Source organism: Alloacidobacterium sp., from assembly GCF_035631355.1.
GTDB lineage: Bacteria > Acidobacteriota > Terriglobia > Terriglobales > Acidobacteriaceae > Alloacidobacterium.
Window position 1 is genome coordinate 12,987 of record NZ_DASQIX010000076.1, and the last position, 18,510, is coordinate 31,496.

The following is an 18,510-nucleotide window of genomic DNA, read 5'->3' on the forward strand; positions in this document are numbered from 1 at the left end:
AATGTTGCTAGTCGCAAAAAAGCGAAGCCGGATTGAATTCCTGGCGCCGGTCTTTGAAATCCTCCACCCATCAGCGTCTAAGACAGCGCAACCCGAAGTTGCGGAAGCCACAGATGTGAAAGTAGCTCTTGACTGAGCGTCAAAGTTACGAGCAAGATGGGCGATATTAAGCTTGGCCTGTTAGGTGAGGCCATATACATGCTCCTTCCCCAGAGAATTACCTTGCGGCAAGGGTCGTTAGCCGCCGTGCTTCTTGTGTTGCTGGCCGGGACGGTCGGCTCGAATTCGATAGCTGGTTCTGAATTGAGCGCGGGCGAGACGTCTTCGACCGCTACCCAGGAACAACATGTCTTCATCGTGATGCTGGAAAATCACTCCTATTCGGAAGTGATTGGCAACGCCAGCATGCCCTATCTGAACGGACTGGCCCACAAGTATGCCTATGCGAATTCCTACTATGCGAATACGCATCCTTCCATCGGCAACTATTTCGAGCTCACCACCGGCCAGCTCATTACCAACGATGATAGTTACAGTCAGACAGTGACCGTGGACAATATTGTCCGCCACCTGAACGCTGCGGGAAAGACCTGGAAGGAGTATTCCGAAGGTCTGCCGTCTGTCGGTTATATCGGTGGAGACAGCGGGGAGTACACGGAGCACCACAATCCCCTCTCGTTCTTTTCCGATGTGCGGGACAGCAAGACCCAGCAGCAGAATCTGGTGCCATTTACGCAGTTCTCCGCCGACCTTGCCAACCACACTCTGCCGCAATATTCATTCATCGTTCCTGACAACGACGACAATGGCCATGATTGTCCTGACGCCATTCCCAACTGCACAGGTGATGAGGCGCTGGCCGCCGTGGATACATGGCTGAAAACGAACATCGATCCATTGGTTCTCAGCCCGGACTTTAACGCGCCTCATGGAGGCCTGCTCGTGATTGTCTTTGACGAGACGGACTCGGACAACACCCATGGGGGCGGGAATGTGCCGTGGATCGTCGTTGGGCCCGACGTGAAGCGCGGTTATGTCTCCAATACTTTTTATCAGCACCCCAGTACCCTGAGGTTTCTGTCCGAGGCCCTTGGGCTGACCACATTTCCCGGTACTGCCGCTACTGCCCCCGACATGCAGGAGTTCATTTCCAGTGCCGATCTCTTCCTGCGGATATGGCCTTCTACGACCACTATTCATCAGGGAGACCTGCTCACCTATCTCTTTCCAGTCTGGAACCGGGGCCCTGACAACGCTGCTCTCGAAGTGCTGAACACGCAAGTCCCTCCTGGCACTACCTTTGATTACATCCGCATCTCCGGCACGCCGGGACTAGGTACTTGCACGCATCCACCCTATGAGGGAACCGGTCAAATCGTCTGTCACGAGAACAGCAGCATGGCACCAAACACAACATGGACGGTGAGTCTGACAGTGAAGGTTACTGCGCCCTCAGGCACGGTCATCACCGCAAGTGCGGCTGCCATGTCAGATACGTTTGATCCCAACCTGGCCAATAACACTGCGACGGTGAGCCTCACAGTGCAGTAAGCGGGGACGCTGGCAGATCTCTGATAGCGCAGTTGTTCGTCATCCAGTCTTTTGCTCAGATGACGGTCGAAAGAATCTTCTTGTCCACAGGACCTCGGGCAGAGTAGAGTGCTGGGCGTTGGGCGTACCGAACCGGAAGGCCGACGCCGCCTCGCTCATTTTCTTCAGGAGGCCAGAACCCAACGCCTCCATCCCACGCGCCGTCCCGCTCCCTGCCAATCTGAAAGATCTCCGGAGAACTACTATGAAATCCCCCCTCTGTGTAGTTAACGGGAAGCGTTCCGTCTCTTTGAGGACTGTGAGCCTGATGCTTACAATCGCTCCGCTATGCCTGGTGCTGACCGCAGCCGCAGGTATGATGTCCGCATACGCGCAGACGTCCAACGATGCTGCCAGCGCGACGACCAGCACATCGTCTCCCGCGGACTGGACCGAGTTCCACCGGGATAACATGCAGCGCTGGAATCCGTATGAAACGGTGCTTGGCGTCAACAATGTCGGGAATCTGAAGCTGAAGTGGAAGAATCCCATCGGCGCCGACACCGGCGGCTCTGGCTTCAGTTCCTCACCCGCAGTGGTGAATGGGGTGATTTATTTCGGCTCAACCGATGGTACCGTATACGCGCTGAGTGCAAGCACGGGGGCCAAACTGTGGGGCGCTATCATTGGCACACCGGTGCGATCCTCGCCCGCCGTAGCGAACGGGGTGGTGTATATCGCGTCCGCTGGCGCCATGTTGGTATCCCCTTACGTGTATGCACTGAACGCCAACACCGGTGCCGTGCTTTGGTTCTATTCGACCGCCCAGAATGTGGTTTCCTCTCCCGTGGTAGTGAATGGGGTGGTTTATATCGCGTCCGGCGAATTCGATATCAGCTCGGGTACGGTGTATGCACTGAACGCCAGCACCGGCGCACTGCTTTGGAGCTTTTCTCGCCCGAAAGCTGTGGAATCCTCGCCCGCAGTGGCGAATGGGGTGGTCTATTTTAGCGACGAAGACGGCCAAGTGTATGCGCTGAATGCTAACGCCGGCACCCTGCTGTGGAGCTATTACACAGGAGGCCGTGTGGAATCCTCGCCCGCAGTAGCAAACGGGGTGGTATATGTTGGCTCGGAGAACGGCGATGTGTTTGCATTGAACGCCAGCACAGGCGCCAAGCTGTGGAGCTATGCCACCGGAAATGTAGTGGATTCCTCGCCTGCCGTGGCGAACGGGGTGGTCTATATCGGCTCCGCAGACGGCAATGTCTATGCGCTGAACGCCAGCACCGGCGCCAAACTGTGGAGCTATGCCGCCGGAGGCAATGTGGATTCCTCGCCCGCCGTAGCGAATGGGGTGGTTTATGTCGGCTCTTCTGACAACAACATATATGCGCTGGACGCAGGCACCGGCGCCAACTTGTGGAACTTTGATACAGGCGGGGCGGTGGACTCCTCGCCTGCCGTTGTGAATGGGGTGGTTTACGTTCGTGCCGGAGATACAACTGGAAATCATCAGAGTATTTCCGCCTTCAGCGTGGGAGCCGATCTTTTTCTGCGCGTGAGTGCGGCGCCGACACCATACCAAAATGGTCAGCTGCTCACGTATACCTTCCCGGTATGGAATCTGGGTCCAGACGATGCTGACCACGAGGTGCTGAACACGCAGATTCCGTATCCCTTTGTCTTCGATTACATCCGCATTTCTGGAACGCCGGGGCTGGGCACGTGCACACATCCGCCTCACGGGGGATCCGGGGCAATCGTCTGCCACGAAAACAGCAGCATGGCGCCGAACACCACGTGGACGGTACGTCTGACTGTAATGCTGCCCCCGGGAATCAGAATCATACGAGGCAGCACCATCATCGAGAGCGGGACGGTGACGGCGGATACGCCTGATCCGAACCCGGCCAACAATACTGCGACGGTGAGCCTCACCGTGCAGTAACGCGGATGTTGGCGGTTCCCCGATGGATGGCACGCGGCGCGCCATCTGTCTTTTGCTCAGAGATGACGGTCGAAAGAATCCTCTTGTCCACCGGACTGCTAAGGAGTAGAGTGCTCGGCGTTGGGCGCACCGAACCCGAACGCCGACGCCGCCTCGTTCACTTCTTCAGGAGGCCGAACCCAACGCCTCCAAACCACGCGCCGTCCCCGCTTCGCAACAACCTAAAAGTTCTCTGGAGGGCTGCGCTATGAAAACCGCCATCTCTCTCCTCAAGAAAAAGCAGACTGCTGCTTTCAGGATTGTAGGCTTGATGCTTACGATCGCGCCGCTGTGGTTGATGCTGACCGTAGCCAACATGTCTGTGTATGGTCAAACGACCGATGATGTTCCAAACTCCAGCACGGCCACGACGAATCCCTCACTCGCCGACTGGACCGAGTTCCCCCGCGACAACATGCAGCGCTGGAATCCTTATGAGACGGTGCTGGGCGTCGGCAACGTTGGCAATCTGAACTTAAAGTGGAAGGCTCCCAATGGCTTGCTCTCCTCGTCTTCGCCTGTGGTGGTGAACGGAGTGGTTTATGTGGGTTCGCTTGACAACAATGTGTATGCCCTGGATGCGAGCACCGGCGCCAAACTGTGGAGCTACGCTACCGGAAACTATGTGGATACCTCGCCCGCAGTGGCGAATGGGGTAGTCTTTGTCAGCTCTGACGACAACAACCTGTACGCGCTGAACGCCAGCACGGGCGCCCTGCTGTGGAAGTTCTTGCATGGCTCTTCGCTTGGAGAATTTTCCTCTCCCGCGGTAGTGAATGGAGCGGTTTATTTCGGCTCCGCGGACGGCCTCGTGTATGCAGTAAAGGCCAGCACGGGCGCCTTGCTGTGGAGTTATACGACCGGAGGGAATGTATTTTCCTCACCTGCCGTAGTAAATGGCGTGGTGTATGTCGGTTCTGGGGATAACAACGTGTATGCGCTGAACGCCAATACCGGCGCCAGGCTGTGGAGCTATGCAACGGGAAACCTTGTGTTTTCCTCGCCCGCTGTCGCGAATGGGGTAGTCTACGTCGGCTCCGACGACCACAACATGTATGCACTGAACGCCAGCACCGGTGCTAAGCTGTGGAGCTTTAACACCGGGAGTTTTGTGGAATCCTCGCCCGCAGTAACGAATGGGATAGTCTACTTTGGCTCTGGCGATAACAACGTATATGCCCTAAATGCCAATACCGGCGTCAAGCTGTGGAATTACACCGCTGGGTCCCCGGTGGAGTATTCCTCACCTGCAGTGGCAAACGGGGTGGTCTATATCGGCTCAACTGACACCAATATCTACGCGCTCAACGCCAGCACCGGCGCGAAATTGTGGAGCTATTCAATCGGAATTTCCAATACCTCGGCCACCGTTGTGAATGGCGCGGTATACATCCAAGCTGCAAACGAACCATCTGGCAAAAGTAATGTTTACGCCTTTTCGCTGGGAGCGGATCTATTTCTACGAGTGCAGCCGTCTACGACGACAGTGCATCAGGGAGATCTGTTAACCTACGCTTTCCCGGTATGGAATTTGGGACCGGGCGACGCTGTTCACGAAGTATTGAACACGCAGGTGCCCGCAGGAACGACCTTCGACTACATCCGCATCTCCGGTACACCGGGACTGGGCACTTGCACGCATCCTCCATTTGGAGGAACAGGACAAATCGTGTGTAACGAAAACGCGGCTATGGCTCTGAACACCACGTGGACAGTGCGACTGACGGCGAAGGTGACAGCACCGGCAGGAACCGTGATCACAGAAAATGCAGCCACCATGTCGGACACACCTGATCCCAACACGGCCAACAATACAGCGACGGTGAGCCTCACCGTTCAATGAGCCGAAGATATGGAAGATGTAACCATGAACTCCTCGATCCAAGTCGCTGACAGGAAGCAGACTGCTTCCTTCAGAATTGTGCTCTCAATCGTTACAATCGCGCCGTTGTGGCTGATGCTGGCCACAACCGACAGGTCTGGGTATGCGCAGACATCCGATGATGTTTCCAGCTCGACGGCCACCACACCCTCACCCGCGGACTGGACCCAGTTTCACCGCGATAACATGCAGCGCTGGAATCCATATGAGACAGAGCTCGGCGTTACCAACGTCGGCAACCTGAGTTTGAAATGGAGTAGTCCAATTGGCGGATTTTCGAACTCCTCACCAGCAGTGGCGAATGGTGTGGTTTACGTCGGCTCTATCGACAAGAACGTATATGCACTGAACGCAGACACCGGCGCCAGACTATGGAGTTTCACCACTGGAGATGAGGTGGAATCCTCGCCAGCGGTAGCGAATGGGATGGTTTACGTCGGTTCAGATGACAACAAGGTATATGCGCTGAACGCCAGCACCGGCGCCATGGTCTGGAGCTTTATCGCCGGAAATTCCGTGCAGTCCCCGCTTACGGTAGTGAACGGGGTGGTGTATGTCGGGGGTAGTGACTTCAATATATATGCGCTGAACGCCAGCGATGGCGCGAAACTATGGAGCTTTGCTGCTCAATTCCCATTCGCGATGTTCTCTTCGCCCGCCGTGGTGAATGGGGCGGTTTATGTCGGGTCTAATGACAGCAATCTCTACGCGCTGGACGCCAGTACTGGCGCCAAACTCTGGAGTTTCACTGCCGGAAATGCAGTGTCTACGCCCGCAGTGGCGAACGGTGTGGTCTATTTCGGCTCCCAGGACCACAACGTATATGCATTAAACGCCAGCACCGGCGCCAAACTGTGGAGCTTTGTCACCGGAGCGACCATATTGTCCTCTCCTGCAATAGCAAACGGGGTAATCTATATCGGTTCCTACGACCACAACGTATATGCATTGAACGCCAGTACTGGCGTCAAACTGTGGAGCTTCACCACCGGAAACACTGTGACCTCCGCGCCTGCTGTGGCGAATGGGGTAGTGTATGTCGGTTCCGACGACCACAATATGTATGCTCTGAACGCAAGCACCGGCGCCAAACTGTGGAGCCGTGCCGTCGGAAACGTTATATATGCTTCACCTGTAGTGACAAATGGAACGGTCTACGCTGTTTCAAATGGTATTACCGCCTTTTCTCTCGGCGCAGATCTGTTCCTGCGGATATTCCCCTCTACCACGACCGTGCATCAGGGCGACCTGCTGACCTATGCTTTCCCGGTATGGAACCTTGGGCCAGATAACTCCAATCTTGAAGTGCTGAATACGCAGGTTCCGGCGGGCACGACCTTCGACTACATCCGCATCTCCGGCACTCCGGGGCTGGGAACGTGCACACACCCGCCATTTCAGGGAACGGGACAGATTGTCTGCCACGAGGGCGACAGCATGGCCCCCAATACCACATGGACAGTGCGTCTGACCGTGAAGGTGACTGCGCCCGCAGGCACGGTGATCACCGCGAATGCAGCCACCATGTCGGATACTCCTGATCCGAATCTGGCTAATAACACTGCGACGGTGAGTCTCACCGTGCAGTAACGAGGATATGGAGGTGTGCCATCAACTCCTCGATCCGTGTCGTTGATAAGTCAGAATTGTGCTGTCAATAGTTACAATTGCGCCGTTGTGGCTGGTGCCGGCCGCGGCCAACATGTCCGCGTTTGGTCAGGCTTCCGATGACGGTTCCAACTCCAGCGCAACCAGATCCTCGCTCGCCGACTGGACGGAGTTCCACCGCGACAACATGAAGCGCTGGAATCCGTATGAAACTGTGCTCGGCATCAACAATGTTGGCGGCCTGCAAGTGAAGTGGAAGCATTCAGCCAGTATGTTCCAACATACTCCGGTGTCCTCACCCGCGGTGGGTGAATGGTCTGGAATATTTCGGTTCTGATGAGGGTAAGGTGTATGCGCTGAATGCCAGCACCGGCGCCAAACTGTGGAGTTATACCACGGGAAACAGCGTGCTTTGCTCGCCCGCTGTAGCAAATGGCGTAGTTTATATCGGCTCTGACGACGGTTTTCTCTATGCGTTGAACGCAAGTACCGGCGTCTTGCTTTCTAATAGGAACAACAAGCCGTGTTTATTCAGCACCGGCCGTGTCGAATGGGATCGTCTATATTACCTCTGACTTCGGCGGCAATGTGTATGCGGTGAACGCCAGCACCGGCACCGGTGATGGATAACTGATATAGGGGACTATACGGAAGAAGCCTCGCCCGCGGTTGCGAATGGGGTGGTCTATGCCCACGCTTTAATGCGAGTGTGACTGAGGGCAACCTATATGCGCTGAACGCCAGCACTGGTGCCAGCTGTGGACCTATGCCGTCGGTGCTGTTAGTTCGTCACCCACTATTGTGGACGGAGTGCTCTACTTCCGTTCTGGAAATCCCTCCCAAGTCCGTATTGGTAACAGGAGTTATCGCGAAAGGTAAGTCAGACTATGCGGCGACAATCGGAAACACTTATCTAACACGAAAATTCACTTGTCTACCTAACCTCTAAGGAGTACATTGCTCGGCGTTGGGAGTACCGAACCCGAACGTTGGCGTCCGCTATGCTCAGAACCCAACCACTTTCATCCGCGTGACGCCCCAGCCCTGTCAAGGCAAGAAATCGTTGGAGGCTGCGCGATGAAATTCCCTCTCTGCGTTACTCACAGGAGACAGACTGCTTTTTTCAGAATAGTTGGCTTGATGCTTGCGATCACGCTGTGGCTGATGCAGTCCGCAGCCAACACCTATGCCTATGCTCAGACGTCTGCTGATGTTTCCAGTGCGGCAGCTAGCACATCATCTCCCGCGGATTGGACGGAGTTCCACCGCGACAACATGCAGCGTTGGAATCTGAATGAGACGGTACTTGGGGTCAACAATGTTGGCAGCCTGCAACTGAAGTGGAAAAGCCCCGTCTCTCCGGGCTCACTCGGTGTATCCTCCTCTCCCGCGGTGGTCAACGGAGTGGTTTATATCGGCTCCACCGACAACAATGTTTATGCACTGAACGCCGGCACCGGCGCCAAGCTGTGGAACTATGCAACGGGAGGCTTTGTGTTTCCCTCGCCCGCCGTGTCGAATGGGTTGGTTTATTTCGGCTCGTACGACAGTAATGATTATGCTGTGAACGCCAGCACCGGCGCCACAGTGTGGATCTCTACCCCTAATGGAGGAGACGGAGAGTTCGTGATTTGCTCGCCCACCGTGGTAAATGGGGTGATGTATGTCGGCGACACCTTCGGCACTCTTTTTGCGCTTAACGCGAGCACCGGCGCCGTGCTTTGGGGAGGAGGCGTGGGAGGCACGGGCGTGATAGAAGAATCCTCTCCCGCCGTGTCGAATGGGGTGGTCTATGTCGGCTTGACTGACGGCCAACTGGAAGCGTTGAACACCAGCACTGGTACCGTGCTGTGGAGCTATGCCTCCGGAGGCTCCGTAGAATCCTCTCCCGCCGTGTCGAATGGGGTGGTCTATGTCGGTTCCGGTGACCACAGCGTTTATGCACTGAATGCTAGCACCGGTGCCAAGCTGTGGAGCTATACCACGGGAAGCCTCGTGACTTCCTCACCCGCCGTGGCGAATGGGGTCGTCTACATTGGCTCGTATGATAAGAACGTTTATGCGTTGAACGCGAGCACCGGCGCCAAGCTGTGGAGCTTTGCCACAGGAGCTGCTGTGGAATCTTCTCCCGCGGTGGCGAATGGTGTGGTGTATATCGGCTCGGATGACGACAGCGTTTATGCGTTGAACGCGAGCACCGGCGCCAAGCTGTGGAGTTATGCTACCGGAGGCCCCGTGACTTCGTCGCCCACCATCGTAGATGGGGTGCTTTACGTCAGCGCTGGAAATACCTACGCGTTTTCGGTAGGTGCCGATCTGTTCCTGCGGATAAACCCATCCACAACAACGGTCCATCAGGGCGACCTGCTCACCTATGCCTTCCCGGTATGGAACCTTGGTCCGGCTAATGCTGATTTCGAGGTGCTGAACACACAGGTGCCAGCAGGCACAACTTTCGACTACCTCCGCATTTCCGGCACGCCGGGCTTGGGCACATGCACGCATCCGCCATATGGAGGAACAGGGCAGATCATCTGTCACGAGGGTGACGGCATGGCTCCGAACACCACATGGACAGTACGTCTGACAGTGAAAGTGACGGCGCCCGCAGGCACGGTGATCACTGCGAATGCAGCCACGATGGCAGATACGGCAGATCCAAACATGGTGAACAACACTGCGACCGTGAACCTCACGGTGCAATGACGTATTGGTAACAAGGAGTTATCGCGGAAGGTAAAGTCACCCTAAAAACGCTCTTTTCATGTATCGTCTTGCACGGTAGGCAACACCTATCTATCGCGGGAAATTCACTTGTCTGTCTAACCACTAAGGAGTACATTGCTTGGCGTTGGGAGTACCGAACCCGAACGTTGGCGTCCGCTCTGCTCAGAACCCAACCACTTTCATTCGCGTGACGCCCGGCCCCTGTCAAGGCAAGAAATCTCTGGAGGCTGCGCGATGAAATCCCCTCTCTGCGTTACGCATAGGAAACAGACTGCTTCATTCAGGATTGTGGGCTTGATGCTTGCAATCACGCCGCTGTGGCTGATGCTGGCCGCAGCCAACACGCTTGCGTATGCTCAGGCCAAGTCCTCACCCGCGGACTGGACGGAGTTCCACCGCGACAATATGCAGCGCTGGAATCCTTATGAGACGGTGCTTGGCGTCGGCAACGTTGGCAACCTGGAGTTGAAGTGGAAGAACCCTATCGGTGCATACATGACGAGCGGCGGAATATCCTCAACCGTAACGGTAGATGGGGTAGTTTATTTCGGCTCAACCGATGGTGCCGTATACGCGCTGAACGCCACCACAGGCACAAAGCTGTGGAGCTTCACCACTGGATACCTTGTGGACTCCTCACCTGCGGTCGCGAATGGAGTGGTCTATGTCGGCTCGTGGGATGGCAACCTGTATGCTCTGAACGCAAGTACCGGCGCCAAGCTCTGGAAATACGCCACTGAAAGCGAGTGCACCGGCGCCACCTTGTGCGGGAGCGGCTTGGTGGGAACCTCACCTACGGTCGCGAATGGAGTGGTTTATTTCGCCGCTTTCGACGGCAACGTCTTTGCGCTCAATGCCAGCACCGGCGCCCTGCTCTGGAAATACACCACTGGACTCCACGTATATGCCTCGCCAGCCGTCGCTAATGGTGTGGTTTATGTCGGCTCCCAAGACGGCAACGAGTATGCGCTGAATGCCAGCACCGGCGCCAAGCTGTGGAGCTATGCTACCACAGTAAACAATGTGTTCTCCTCCGCCGCCGTGGCATATGGGGTGGTATATATCGGCGCCAGTGACGGCAATGTGTATGCGCTGAACGCCAGCACCGGCTCGCTGCTGTGGAGCCATTACTACGGAGATGATCTTATCGACTCCTCGCCTGCCGTGGCGAATGGTGTGGTTTATATCAGTGGGACCGGCAAGTTCTATGCAGTGAAGGCCAGCACCGGCGACCTACTATGGAACTTTACCACTGGAGGTGGATACGAGTCGTCCTCGCCTGCCGTGGCGAATGGTGTGGTTTATATCGGCTCTGTAGACGGCAACGTGTATGCGCTCAATGCCAGCACCGGCGCCCTGCTATGGAGCTATCGGGCAGGAGAACCGGGATTATTTTCCTCGCCCATCATTGTGGATGGCACGCTTTACATCATTTATGCAAATCAATCGAACACGGGGAATACTTACGCGTTTTCGGTAGGAGTAGATGCCGATCTGTTCCTGCGGATAAACCCGTCTACGACTACAGTCCATCAGGGCGATCTGATCACCTATGCCTTCCCGGTCTGGAACCTCGGGCCAGACAATGCTGATAATGAAGTGCTGACCACTCAGGTGCCTGAAGGAACAACGTTCGACTACATCCGCATCTCCGGCACTCCGGCTCTGGGTACATGCACCCATCCGCCATATCAGGGAACGGGACAGATCGTCTGCCACGAGGGCGCCAGCATGGCTCCGAACACCACATGGACCGTGCGCTTGACAGTGAAGCTGACAGCGCCCGCAGGCACCGTGATCACCGCGAATGCAGCCACTATGTCAGACACACCCGATCCAAACATGGCGAACAACACTGCGACGGTGAGCCTCACGGTGCAATGAAGTATGGGGCGTAAATAGTTCTTGCCGAATGACGGGGCCAGACGAATCGTCACGTTTGAGATGTGGCTGGGAAAAAATCTCAACGACTTTGGTATCGCGTTCATTGAAGTTTTTAGATATAGAAAGGCGGCTGGAAGCCGCCCCACAATATGTCGGGATTGAATCTTAAATATCCAGGTTCTTCACATCCAGCGCATTGTCTTCGATGAACTTGCGACGCGCCTCGACATCTTCGCCCATCAGCGTCGTGAAGATGGTCTCCGTCTCGGCAATGTCTTCAAGCTTCACGGTGAGTAGAGTGCGATGCTCCGGATCCATCGTCGTTTCCCAAAGCTGCGCTGCCGTCATCTCGCCCAAGCCTTTATAGCGCTGCACCTGATACTCGCGCCGTCCCTGCTCGATGACGTACTCGAACAGGTCGTGCGGCGTCTGCTTCTCGACTGGTTCATGTGACGCGCGCCCAATGCGCTTCGGAGCGGGTTTGCCCGCTTCGGCTTCGCCGGTCGTTTCGCCTTCACTCTCCTCGGGATCGGGTTCGGCTGCGGCAGCTACTGCTTTGCTCGCGTATTCAATCAGGAACGGAGGCTCCAGCATGTCCTTGATCAGCGAATATTTCGCGAGCATCTGACGGGTTTCCGGGGTGGACGCAAAGACCCAGTCAATCTTCCGCTCCGCGCCTTGTGCGTCATGGAAAATCAGAGACCAAGTCTGGTGCTCCTCGTCATAAACCGGCTTGTCCAGACCCTTGAACTGATACTGTTTCTCAATTTTCTTCAGCTCGTTGTACAGTTCGGTCAGTTTTGCCGGAGCGCTTGACGCGTCGCCTTCGAAGTCCGCGCGCTTTGCAGGCTCCTTGCCTTCGTGCGCGAAGAGCTTCGCGAACAGCCCGGTGACTTCCTCATTACGAAAGCGCTTGTTAACCTTGTCGAAGAAGCCGAGATACTCATTCAGCTGTCCCATGAATTTAGTGAGCGCCGCACCTTCGAGCTTCGTGGCGTTCTCGCCGTGGCGGACGATCATGCCGTCGGAGGCGCGCTTCACCATGACCTTCACGAACTCGCGATCGTCCTTGATGTACTGCTCGAACTTACCCTTCTTGATGCGATAGAGCGGCGGCTGCGCAATGTACACATGCCCACGCTTAATCAACTCATTCATGTGACGGAAGAAGAACGTGAGCAGCAGCGTGCGAATGTGCGAGCCGTCAACGTCGGCATCCGTCATGAGGATGATCTTGCCGTAGCGCAGCTTCGCCGGATCGAAATCGTCCTTGCCGATGCTCGTGCCCAGCGCCGTAATCATGGCGCGGATTTCTTCATGGCCCAGCATCTTGTCGTAGCGGGCCTTCTCGACATTCAGGATTTTTCCCTTGAGCGGGAGAATCGCCTGGAATCGACGGTCACGCCCCTGCTTCGCCGTTCCACCTGCAGACTCGCCCTCAACCAGATATAGCTCGCAGCGTTCCGGCTGGCGCTCGCTGCAATCAGCCAGCTTGCCCGGCAGACCACCGCCGTCCAGCGCACCCTTACGGCGTGTGAGGTCGCGTGCCTTGCGCGCAGCTTCACGAGCGCGTGCCGCGTCAATTGCCTTGTTGATGATCTTGCGTGCGACCGGCGGGTTCTGTTCGAGGAACATGCCCAGTTTCTCGTTGACCAGCGCCTGCACCGTTCCCGCAATGTCTGAATTCAGCTTGCCCTTGGTCTGCCCTTCAAACTGCGGCTGCGGCAGCTTCACGCTCACGACCGCGACCAGTCCTTCGCGCACGTCGTCGCCGGAGAGGTTCTCCTTCACATCCTTGAAGAGGCCCATCTGCTGGCCAATGGCGTTGATGGTGCGCGTGAGTGCTGTCTTAAAGCCCGACAGATGCGAGCCGCCGTCAACCGTGTTGATGTTGTTGGCGAAGGTAAAGACCGTATCTGAGTAGCCGTCGTTGTACTGGAGCGCGATCTCCATATCGACGCCGTCGCGCATCGCTTCCATCACGATGGGCTTGTCGTGCAATGCCTGCTTGCCGCGGTTCAGGTGCTTGATGAATTCGGCAATGCCGCCTACATACTTGAACTCAGCGCGCTTTGAATCGCCCGACTTCGGATCGGTTGTGCGCTCGTCGGTGAGCGTGATTTCGAGGCCCTTGTTCAGAAAAGCCAATTCGCGCAAGCGCTGCGCCAGGGTGTCCCAGCTATACTCAGTGACGGCAAAGATCGTCTTGTCGGGCAGGAAGTGGACCTTAGTGCCGCGCTTCTTCGACGTGCCCGTCTGCCGCAGCTTTGACACTGGATGGCCACGCTCGTAATCCTGCTCGAAGGTATGTCCGTCGCGCCAGATCTCTACTTCGAATTCTTCGCTCAGCGCGTTGACGCACGACACGCCTACGCCATGCAGTCCGCCCGAAACTTTGTAAGTGGATGAATCGAACTTTCCGCCTGCGTGCAGCTTGGTCAGAACAACCTGTACCGCCGGCATCGTCTCGCCATTGTCCAGCGTCTTTTCGTCAACAGGAATGCCGCGGCCATCATCGATTACTGTGATCGAGTTATCAACGTGGATGATGACGTCAATCTTCTTCGCATATCCGGCGAGCGCTTCGTCAACGGAATTGTCCACCACCTCATACACCAGATGATGCAGACCCATCTCGCCCGTCGAACCGATGTACATTGCCGGACGCAGGCGCACCGCTTCGAGGCCCTCAAGCACCTTGATGTTGTCGCCCGTGTAGCCATTATCCTGACCGTTCATCTTTTTCTGGCCATTGGTTCTGGGGGAGGAAGGTTCAATCTCGTCGGGGGAAAGTGTTGAAACGGCAAGTTCTTTGGTGGACATGAAACTCCGGCAAGGCAAAGCCTTCAATCGCCTTTGGGCCGGGTTGGCCAAAACAGGACTAACAGATTGAAAGCGAAGAGGTTTTTGCCTCGATTCTCTGGTCTATTATAGCACGCGAAAAGTGCTGAATTTTGGTATCTGGAAGGGGTGGAAAACGCGGCTGAATCATGCCTGAATGCAGCCTTCTGCCGCTCTGCGAATTCAACTTGAGAAGTAAACTTGGGAAGTCATTCTAAAATAATAGACCTAGGGAATGGTTATATCTTGAATAACCACGAGAAAGCACATCAACCTCAATCATTAAGACAACAAATTATTGATATAGCTTGTTTTATTGAATTATTTTAGACACTCAAGGCAACGTTCGTCGCAGATTCCGGCGTCTCAGAGTCCACAGTTCCCGCTGCTGCTATCCATCAGACAATACTGGCTTTAGTAACTTTTTGGCGGTTACTACTTAGCAGAAAGTCAGTCTTGTGGACAACCCTCTGTGGGTCTATTGTCAATTACAACCACAGGGAAACAGCATGGCGTTGGTGTCCATCTCGAACCTGCTTGCATACGCTGAGCCATTTCTCTGGCTCGCGGCGCTCCTGGCTTTTTTCCGGGTCAGGAAACACGCCGCATTGTCGGCGTTCGGGGTTTTCCTGGGTATCCGCATGGTTCGGGCCTTCCTGCTCCTTGGGATGTCGCATTCTCAGTTTGTGCTGGGCGGAGGCCATTCGATCTACTTCTATACCAAGTGGATTACATATCTGGCGAGCTGCATCGCCTTGTTTTTCGCGTTACAGGAACTTTTTATAAACATGATGGCCCCGCTCCCCGGACTCAAGCGTCTTGGGGTGGCAATCTTCCGCTGGGCCGCGGCCGCGTCCTTGGTTCTCGCGTTGTCTTCTGTTGTCACTCTGGCGTCGGCCAGTTCCATTCATGACCATCTCTCAGCGGTCTTCACCGAGATAGCCGTCAGCTTCAGCGTGCTGGCGCTCTGTCTGCTGGCATTCCTGGTCGTTTCCGTCCATGCGCTTGGCCTTTCCTATCGCAATCGCGTATTTGGCCTCTGCCTGGGACTCGGCCTGCTAGTCGCAATGAGCCTGATGGTGAATGGCCTTCACTTCTCCACCGCCGGCGCTTGGCCCGGCTATGTCGCCCAGATCGTCGTTGCGGTTGCTCTTTTAACATGGATAGCTTTTCTGGCATTTCCGGAGCCGGTACAGGAGCAGGCAGCGGCAGCGATCCGGTCTTCGGCGTTGCTCTGGAACGACCTCGCCCAGGAACTCGGACCTTCCGCTCCGCAGCAGCCTATCCCGCAGCAGAGCGGCTTCCTGCAGAACGTCGAAAGCGTTGTGGACCGCGTACTCGCGAAAAACTCACTGACCGGCTGACAAACAAAGTTTTGGAAACGAACGAGCCTCGAGAAGTTCCGAGGCTCATTTTTTTCAATACCTAAATGGGTATTTTGCAGCCGGATGCTCCATCTTTTCGCGCAGTTTGCAAAAAGGTGGGATAGCAGGAAATCTTCGCTTTTACTCCATCCGCAACAATTGCATAGGCTCTACGGAAGCTGCACGTCGCGCCGGCAGATAACAAGCCAGGAGTGCTGCGACTAGCAACACTAGACCCACTACTCCAAAAGCCGATAAATCCATAGCACCGACGCCATACAGAGTGCTTCGCATAGCCCGCCCCACAAAGTAGGCCCCCACCAGCCCAAGCCCCAGTCCGGCAAATGCAAGAATCACACCCTCTTTTAGGATCAGCGTGACCACGCGGTTTCGCGTCGCGCCCAGCGCCATGCGCAGAGCAATTTCATGCGAGCGCTGCGCCACGGAAAACGCCATCACGCCGTAGATGCCGAGTGCCGCCAGCAACAACGCGACGGCCGCAAAGCTGGCGAACAGGATCAGGGTGAAGCGATCGTTGGCCAGCACATCATCGTGTACCTGCTCCATCGTCTTCGGATCTGCCAGGGCAATCTGCGGGTCTACAGAATGCACAGCCGTGGCAATACTCTTCAACATCGACGCTGGGTCCTCCTGTGTCCGTGCGCCCATCCCCGCGCTCGGCCAAGGAATCTGCCAGAACGGTATCTCCATCTCGGGATAATCCTCGCGGAAGCCGCGCGAGCGCACGTTATGGAAGACGCCCACGATTTGCCACTCCTGATAAGGACCCAGCTTCGTCACGCCGGGAATCAGCTGCTCCACCAGAACGCGCTTTTGCAGCGGATCAGAACCTTTCAGATATTTTTTGACAAACTCTTCATTCACCACCGCCACCTTCACGCTGGTGGCCGTGTCCTGATCGTTGAAAAACCGCCCCTTCACCAGCTTGATGCCGAAGGTCTGAAAATAATCCGGCGTCACCATTCCGAACGACGTATTCGGCCTTTGCGACGGATCGGCGTAGGTAGGCTTGTCGGCCAGCACGAATGGCATACCGAAACCAGAGCCTTCCAATGGCAATCCCGTCTCGGCCGAAGCGTGCATGACCCCAGGCACGCCCTGGATTGCCGACAGTATCTGGCGGTAATAAGCAACGATGCGCTCCGGGTCCTTGGGCCGCGAGTCGGGAACCGAGAGAAAGAACGTCATCACATGATCGGTCTTTACGCCGAGATCGACGCGCTGCAGATTCAAGAAGCTGTGGATCGCCAGCCCCGCACCCGCAAGCAGAGCCAGTGCCAGCGTAAATTCGCCAATCACCAGTGCCCGGCGCAGCCGATGCCGTCCCACGCTCGTCCCTGTTCTTCCGCTCTCCTTCAGCGTCTCTGCCGGATTGACGCGTGAAGCAATCCATGCCGGAATGCAGCCAAACAGCAGCCCGGCGAGCGTAGTTGCACCCAGTGTGAAGAGCAGAATCGGGAAGTTCAGGCTCAGGTCCGCCTCGCTCGGAAGCGTACCTTCCGGCATCACGGCGATCAGCCCGTGCAACATCGCATAGCCTACGCCGACACCAAGCACGCCGCCGCAGAGCGCCAGCAGCAGGCTCTCAGTAATCAGCTGCGCGAAGATCTTGCTCGGTGTAGCGCCCAGCGAACTGCGCACGGCGATCTCCTTCTGCCGCGTCATGCTCTTTGCCAGCAACAGGTTCGCCACATTCACGCAAGCAATCAGCAGCACGAATCCAACCGCCCCCAGAAGCAGCCACAGGGTTAGAATGCGCTCGCTCGGCAGAAAGTCATTTTTGAGCGGCTCTACAAACGAACCCCAGCCCTTGTTGCTCTTTGGATAGACCTGCGCAATATGGTCCGTCACCGCATTCATGTCCGCCTGCGCCTGCATGATCGTTACGCCGGGCTTCAAGCGGCCCATCACCAGCAGCCAGTGAAAGTCGTGATTGATCTGTTCCGGCTTGAAAACGAGGGGCACCGTCAATTGCGCAGGCAGACGATCCTGAAATCCCGCGGGCTCCACGCCCACCACGATGTATGGAGTGCCATCCAACTGCATCGTCTTGCCGATGATCTTCATGTTGCTGCCCAGCTTCAGCCAGAGCTTGTGCGAGAGGATGACAACGTGGTCCTTACCGTCCTGCCCTTCTTCAGGGAGAAAGCCGCGCCCGAGAAAAAACGGTAAACGTTGCATGCTGAAGAAGTCAGCCGTCACCCTGTTTCCAGGGACAAACTCGGGCTGGTCTTTCGTCGCGATGTTGAACGAACCGCCCGTCCACGCGTTCAGGTCTTGAAACGACTTGCTCTGTTGTTTCCAGTCAAGGTAGTCGCCTGCGGAAACGCCGTTGTGGAAGCCCTGAATCTTCGACCACACCATGACCACTTGATTTGGTTCCGGATAGGGCAGCGGCGCCAGCAGCGTCGCGTAATCGACAGTAAAGATGGCCGTATTTGCGCCAATCCCCAGGGCTAGGGTGAGCAGGACGGTAATTGTCAAGCCGGGATTCTTGAACAGCATGCGCAGGCTGAAGCGGAGATTTTGAAGCAGGTTCCGCATAACCCTCCTCGAACAAACGCGACTGCAACTTGAATGACGGTGGACTCGGATGACTCGCTTGAGAAATTTGGACGGGCAACTTCCCCGACAAGGCATCTACGAATAGGTTCGTAGCAATT

11 protein-coding genes and 1 pseudogene are annotated in these 18,510 nt (G+C 56.1%); 10 read left to right on the top strand and 2 right to left on the bottom strand.

The genetic code is table 11. The annotated features are described in order from the left end of the window. Positions 1-156 precede the first annotated feature (156 nt). From VEV40_RS14260 to VEV40_RS14290, 9 genes and pseudogenes are all read left to right on the top strand, one after another. Positions 157-1,551, top strand: a complete 1,395-nt coding sequence (locus tag VEV40_RS14260; protein ID WP_324833242.1) for an alkaline phosphatase family protein — start codon at positions 157-159, stop codon at positions 1,549-1,551. A gap of 307 nt (positions 1,552-1,858) precedes the next feature. Further along, on the top strand, positions 1,859-3,481 hold the full coding sequence (locus VEV40_RS14265) for a PQQ-binding-like beta-propeller repeat protein (protein ID WP_324833244.1): 1,623 nt from the start codon (positions 1,859-1,861) through the stop codon (positions 3,479-3,481). A gap of 247 nt (positions 3,482-3,728) precedes the next feature. Beyond that, entirely contained in the window at positions 3,729-5,363 is a 1,635-nt protein-coding gene (locus VEV40_RS14270) for a PQQ-binding-like beta-propeller repeat protein (protein ID WP_324833245.1), read from the top strand. A 9-nt stretch (positions 5,364-5,372) separates the two neighbouring features. After that, on the top strand, positions 5,373-6,992 hold the full coding sequence (locus VEV40_RS14275; protein ID WP_324833247.1) for a PQQ-binding-like beta-propeller repeat protein: 1,620 nt from the start codon (positions 5,373-5,375) through the stop codon (positions 6,990-6,992). Between the two features lie 58 nt (positions 6,993-7,050). Beyond that, positions 7,051-7,347: a hypothetical protein gene (locus VEV40_RS14280; RefSeq protein WP_324833249.1), complete on the top strand. Its 297-nt coding sequence runs from the start codon at positions 7,051-7,053 to the stop codon at positions 7,345-7,347. A gap of 10 nt (positions 7,348-7,357) precedes the next feature. Beyond that, positions 7,358-7,501 (top strand): annotated as a pseudogene (locus VEV40_RS20750) (PQQ-binding-like beta-propeller repeat protein); the annotation flags it as partial. A 16-nt stretch (positions 7,502-7,517) separates the two neighbouring features. Continuing rightward, a complete protein-coding gene (locus VEV40_RS20755) occupies positions 7,518-7,640 on the top strand; it encodes a PQQ-binding-like beta-propeller repeat protein (RefSeq protein WP_414637851.1) in 123 nt (40 codons plus the stop codon). A gap of 510 nt (positions 7,641-8,150) precedes the next feature. Further along, a complete protein-coding gene (locus tag VEV40_RS14285) occupies positions 8,151-9,716 on the top strand; it encodes a PQQ-binding-like beta-propeller repeat protein (protein WP_324833363.1) in 1,566 nt (521 codons plus the stop codon). Positions 9,717-9,971: 255 nt separating this feature from the next. Next, complete coding sequence (locus VEV40_RS14290; protein ID WP_324833251.1) at positions 9,972-11,621, top strand: PQQ-binding-like beta-propeller repeat protein; 1,650 nt, start codon at positions 9,972-9,974, stop codon at positions 11,619-11,621. A 165-nt stretch (positions 11,622-11,786) separates the two neighbouring features. On the opposite strand, the gene gyrB is transcribed toward VEV40_RS14290, so the two are convergent. Further along, the gene (gyrB, locus tag VEV40_RS14295) at positions 11,787-14,444 is read right to left on the bottom strand and encodes a DNA topoisomerase (ATP-hydrolyzing) subunit B (RefSeq protein ID WP_324833253.1); all 2,658 of its coding nucleotides are present in this window, start codon (positions 14,442-14,444) and stop codon (positions 11,787-11,789) included. A 527-nt stretch (positions 14,445-14,971) separates the two neighbouring features. On the opposite strand from gyrB, the gene VEV40_RS14300 reads away from it, so the two are divergent. After that, entirely contained in the window at positions 14,972-15,826 is an 855-nt protein-coding gene (locus VEV40_RS14300; protein ID WP_324833255.1) for a hypothetical protein, read from the top strand. Positions 15,827-15,967: 141 nt separating this feature from the next. On the opposite strand, the gene VEV40_RS14305 is transcribed toward VEV40_RS14300, so the two are convergent. Next, entirely contained in the window at positions 15,968-18,391 is a 2,424-nt protein-coding gene (locus VEV40_RS14305; RefSeq protein WP_324833257.1) for an ABC transporter permease, read from the bottom strand. Between the last annotated feature and the right edge of the window lie 119 nt (positions 18,392-18,510).

Coding starts and splice junctions, on each gene's coding strand:
- VEV40_RS14270 (WP_324833245.1), top strand. CDS start 3,729: ATGAAAACCGCCATCTCTCTCCTCAAGAAAAAGCAGACTGCTGCTTTC.
- VEV40_RS14290 (WP_324833251.1), top strand. CDS start 9,972: ATGAAATCCCCTCTCTGCGTTACGCATAGGAAACAGACTGCTTCATTC.
- VEV40_RS14285 (WP_324833363.1), top strand. CDS start 8,151: ATGCTTGCGATCACGCTGTGGCTGATGCAGTCCGCAGCCAACACCTAT.
- VEV40_RS14260 (WP_324833242.1), top strand. CDS start 157: ATGGGCGATATTAAGCTTGGCCTGTTAGGTGAGGCCATATACATGCTC.
- VEV40_RS14265 (WP_324833244.1), top strand. CDS start 1,859: ATGCTTACAATCGCTCCGCTATGCCTGGTGCTGACCGCAGCCGCAGGT.
- VEV40_RS14275 (WP_324833247.1), top strand. CDS start 5,373: ATGGAAGATGTAACCATGAACTCCTCGATCCAAGTCGCTGACAGGAAG.
- VEV40_RS14305 (WP_324833257.1), bottom strand. CDS start 18,391: ATGCGGAACCTGCTTCAAAATCTCCGCTTCAGCCTGCGCATGCTGTTC.
- gyrB (WP_324833253.1), bottom strand. CDS start 14,444: ATGTCCACCAAAGAACTTGCCGTTTCAACACTTTCCCCCGACGAGATT.
- VEV40_RS14300 (WP_324833255.1), top strand. CDS start 14,972: ATGGCGTTGGTGTCCATCTCGAACCTGCTTGCATACGCTGAGCCATTT.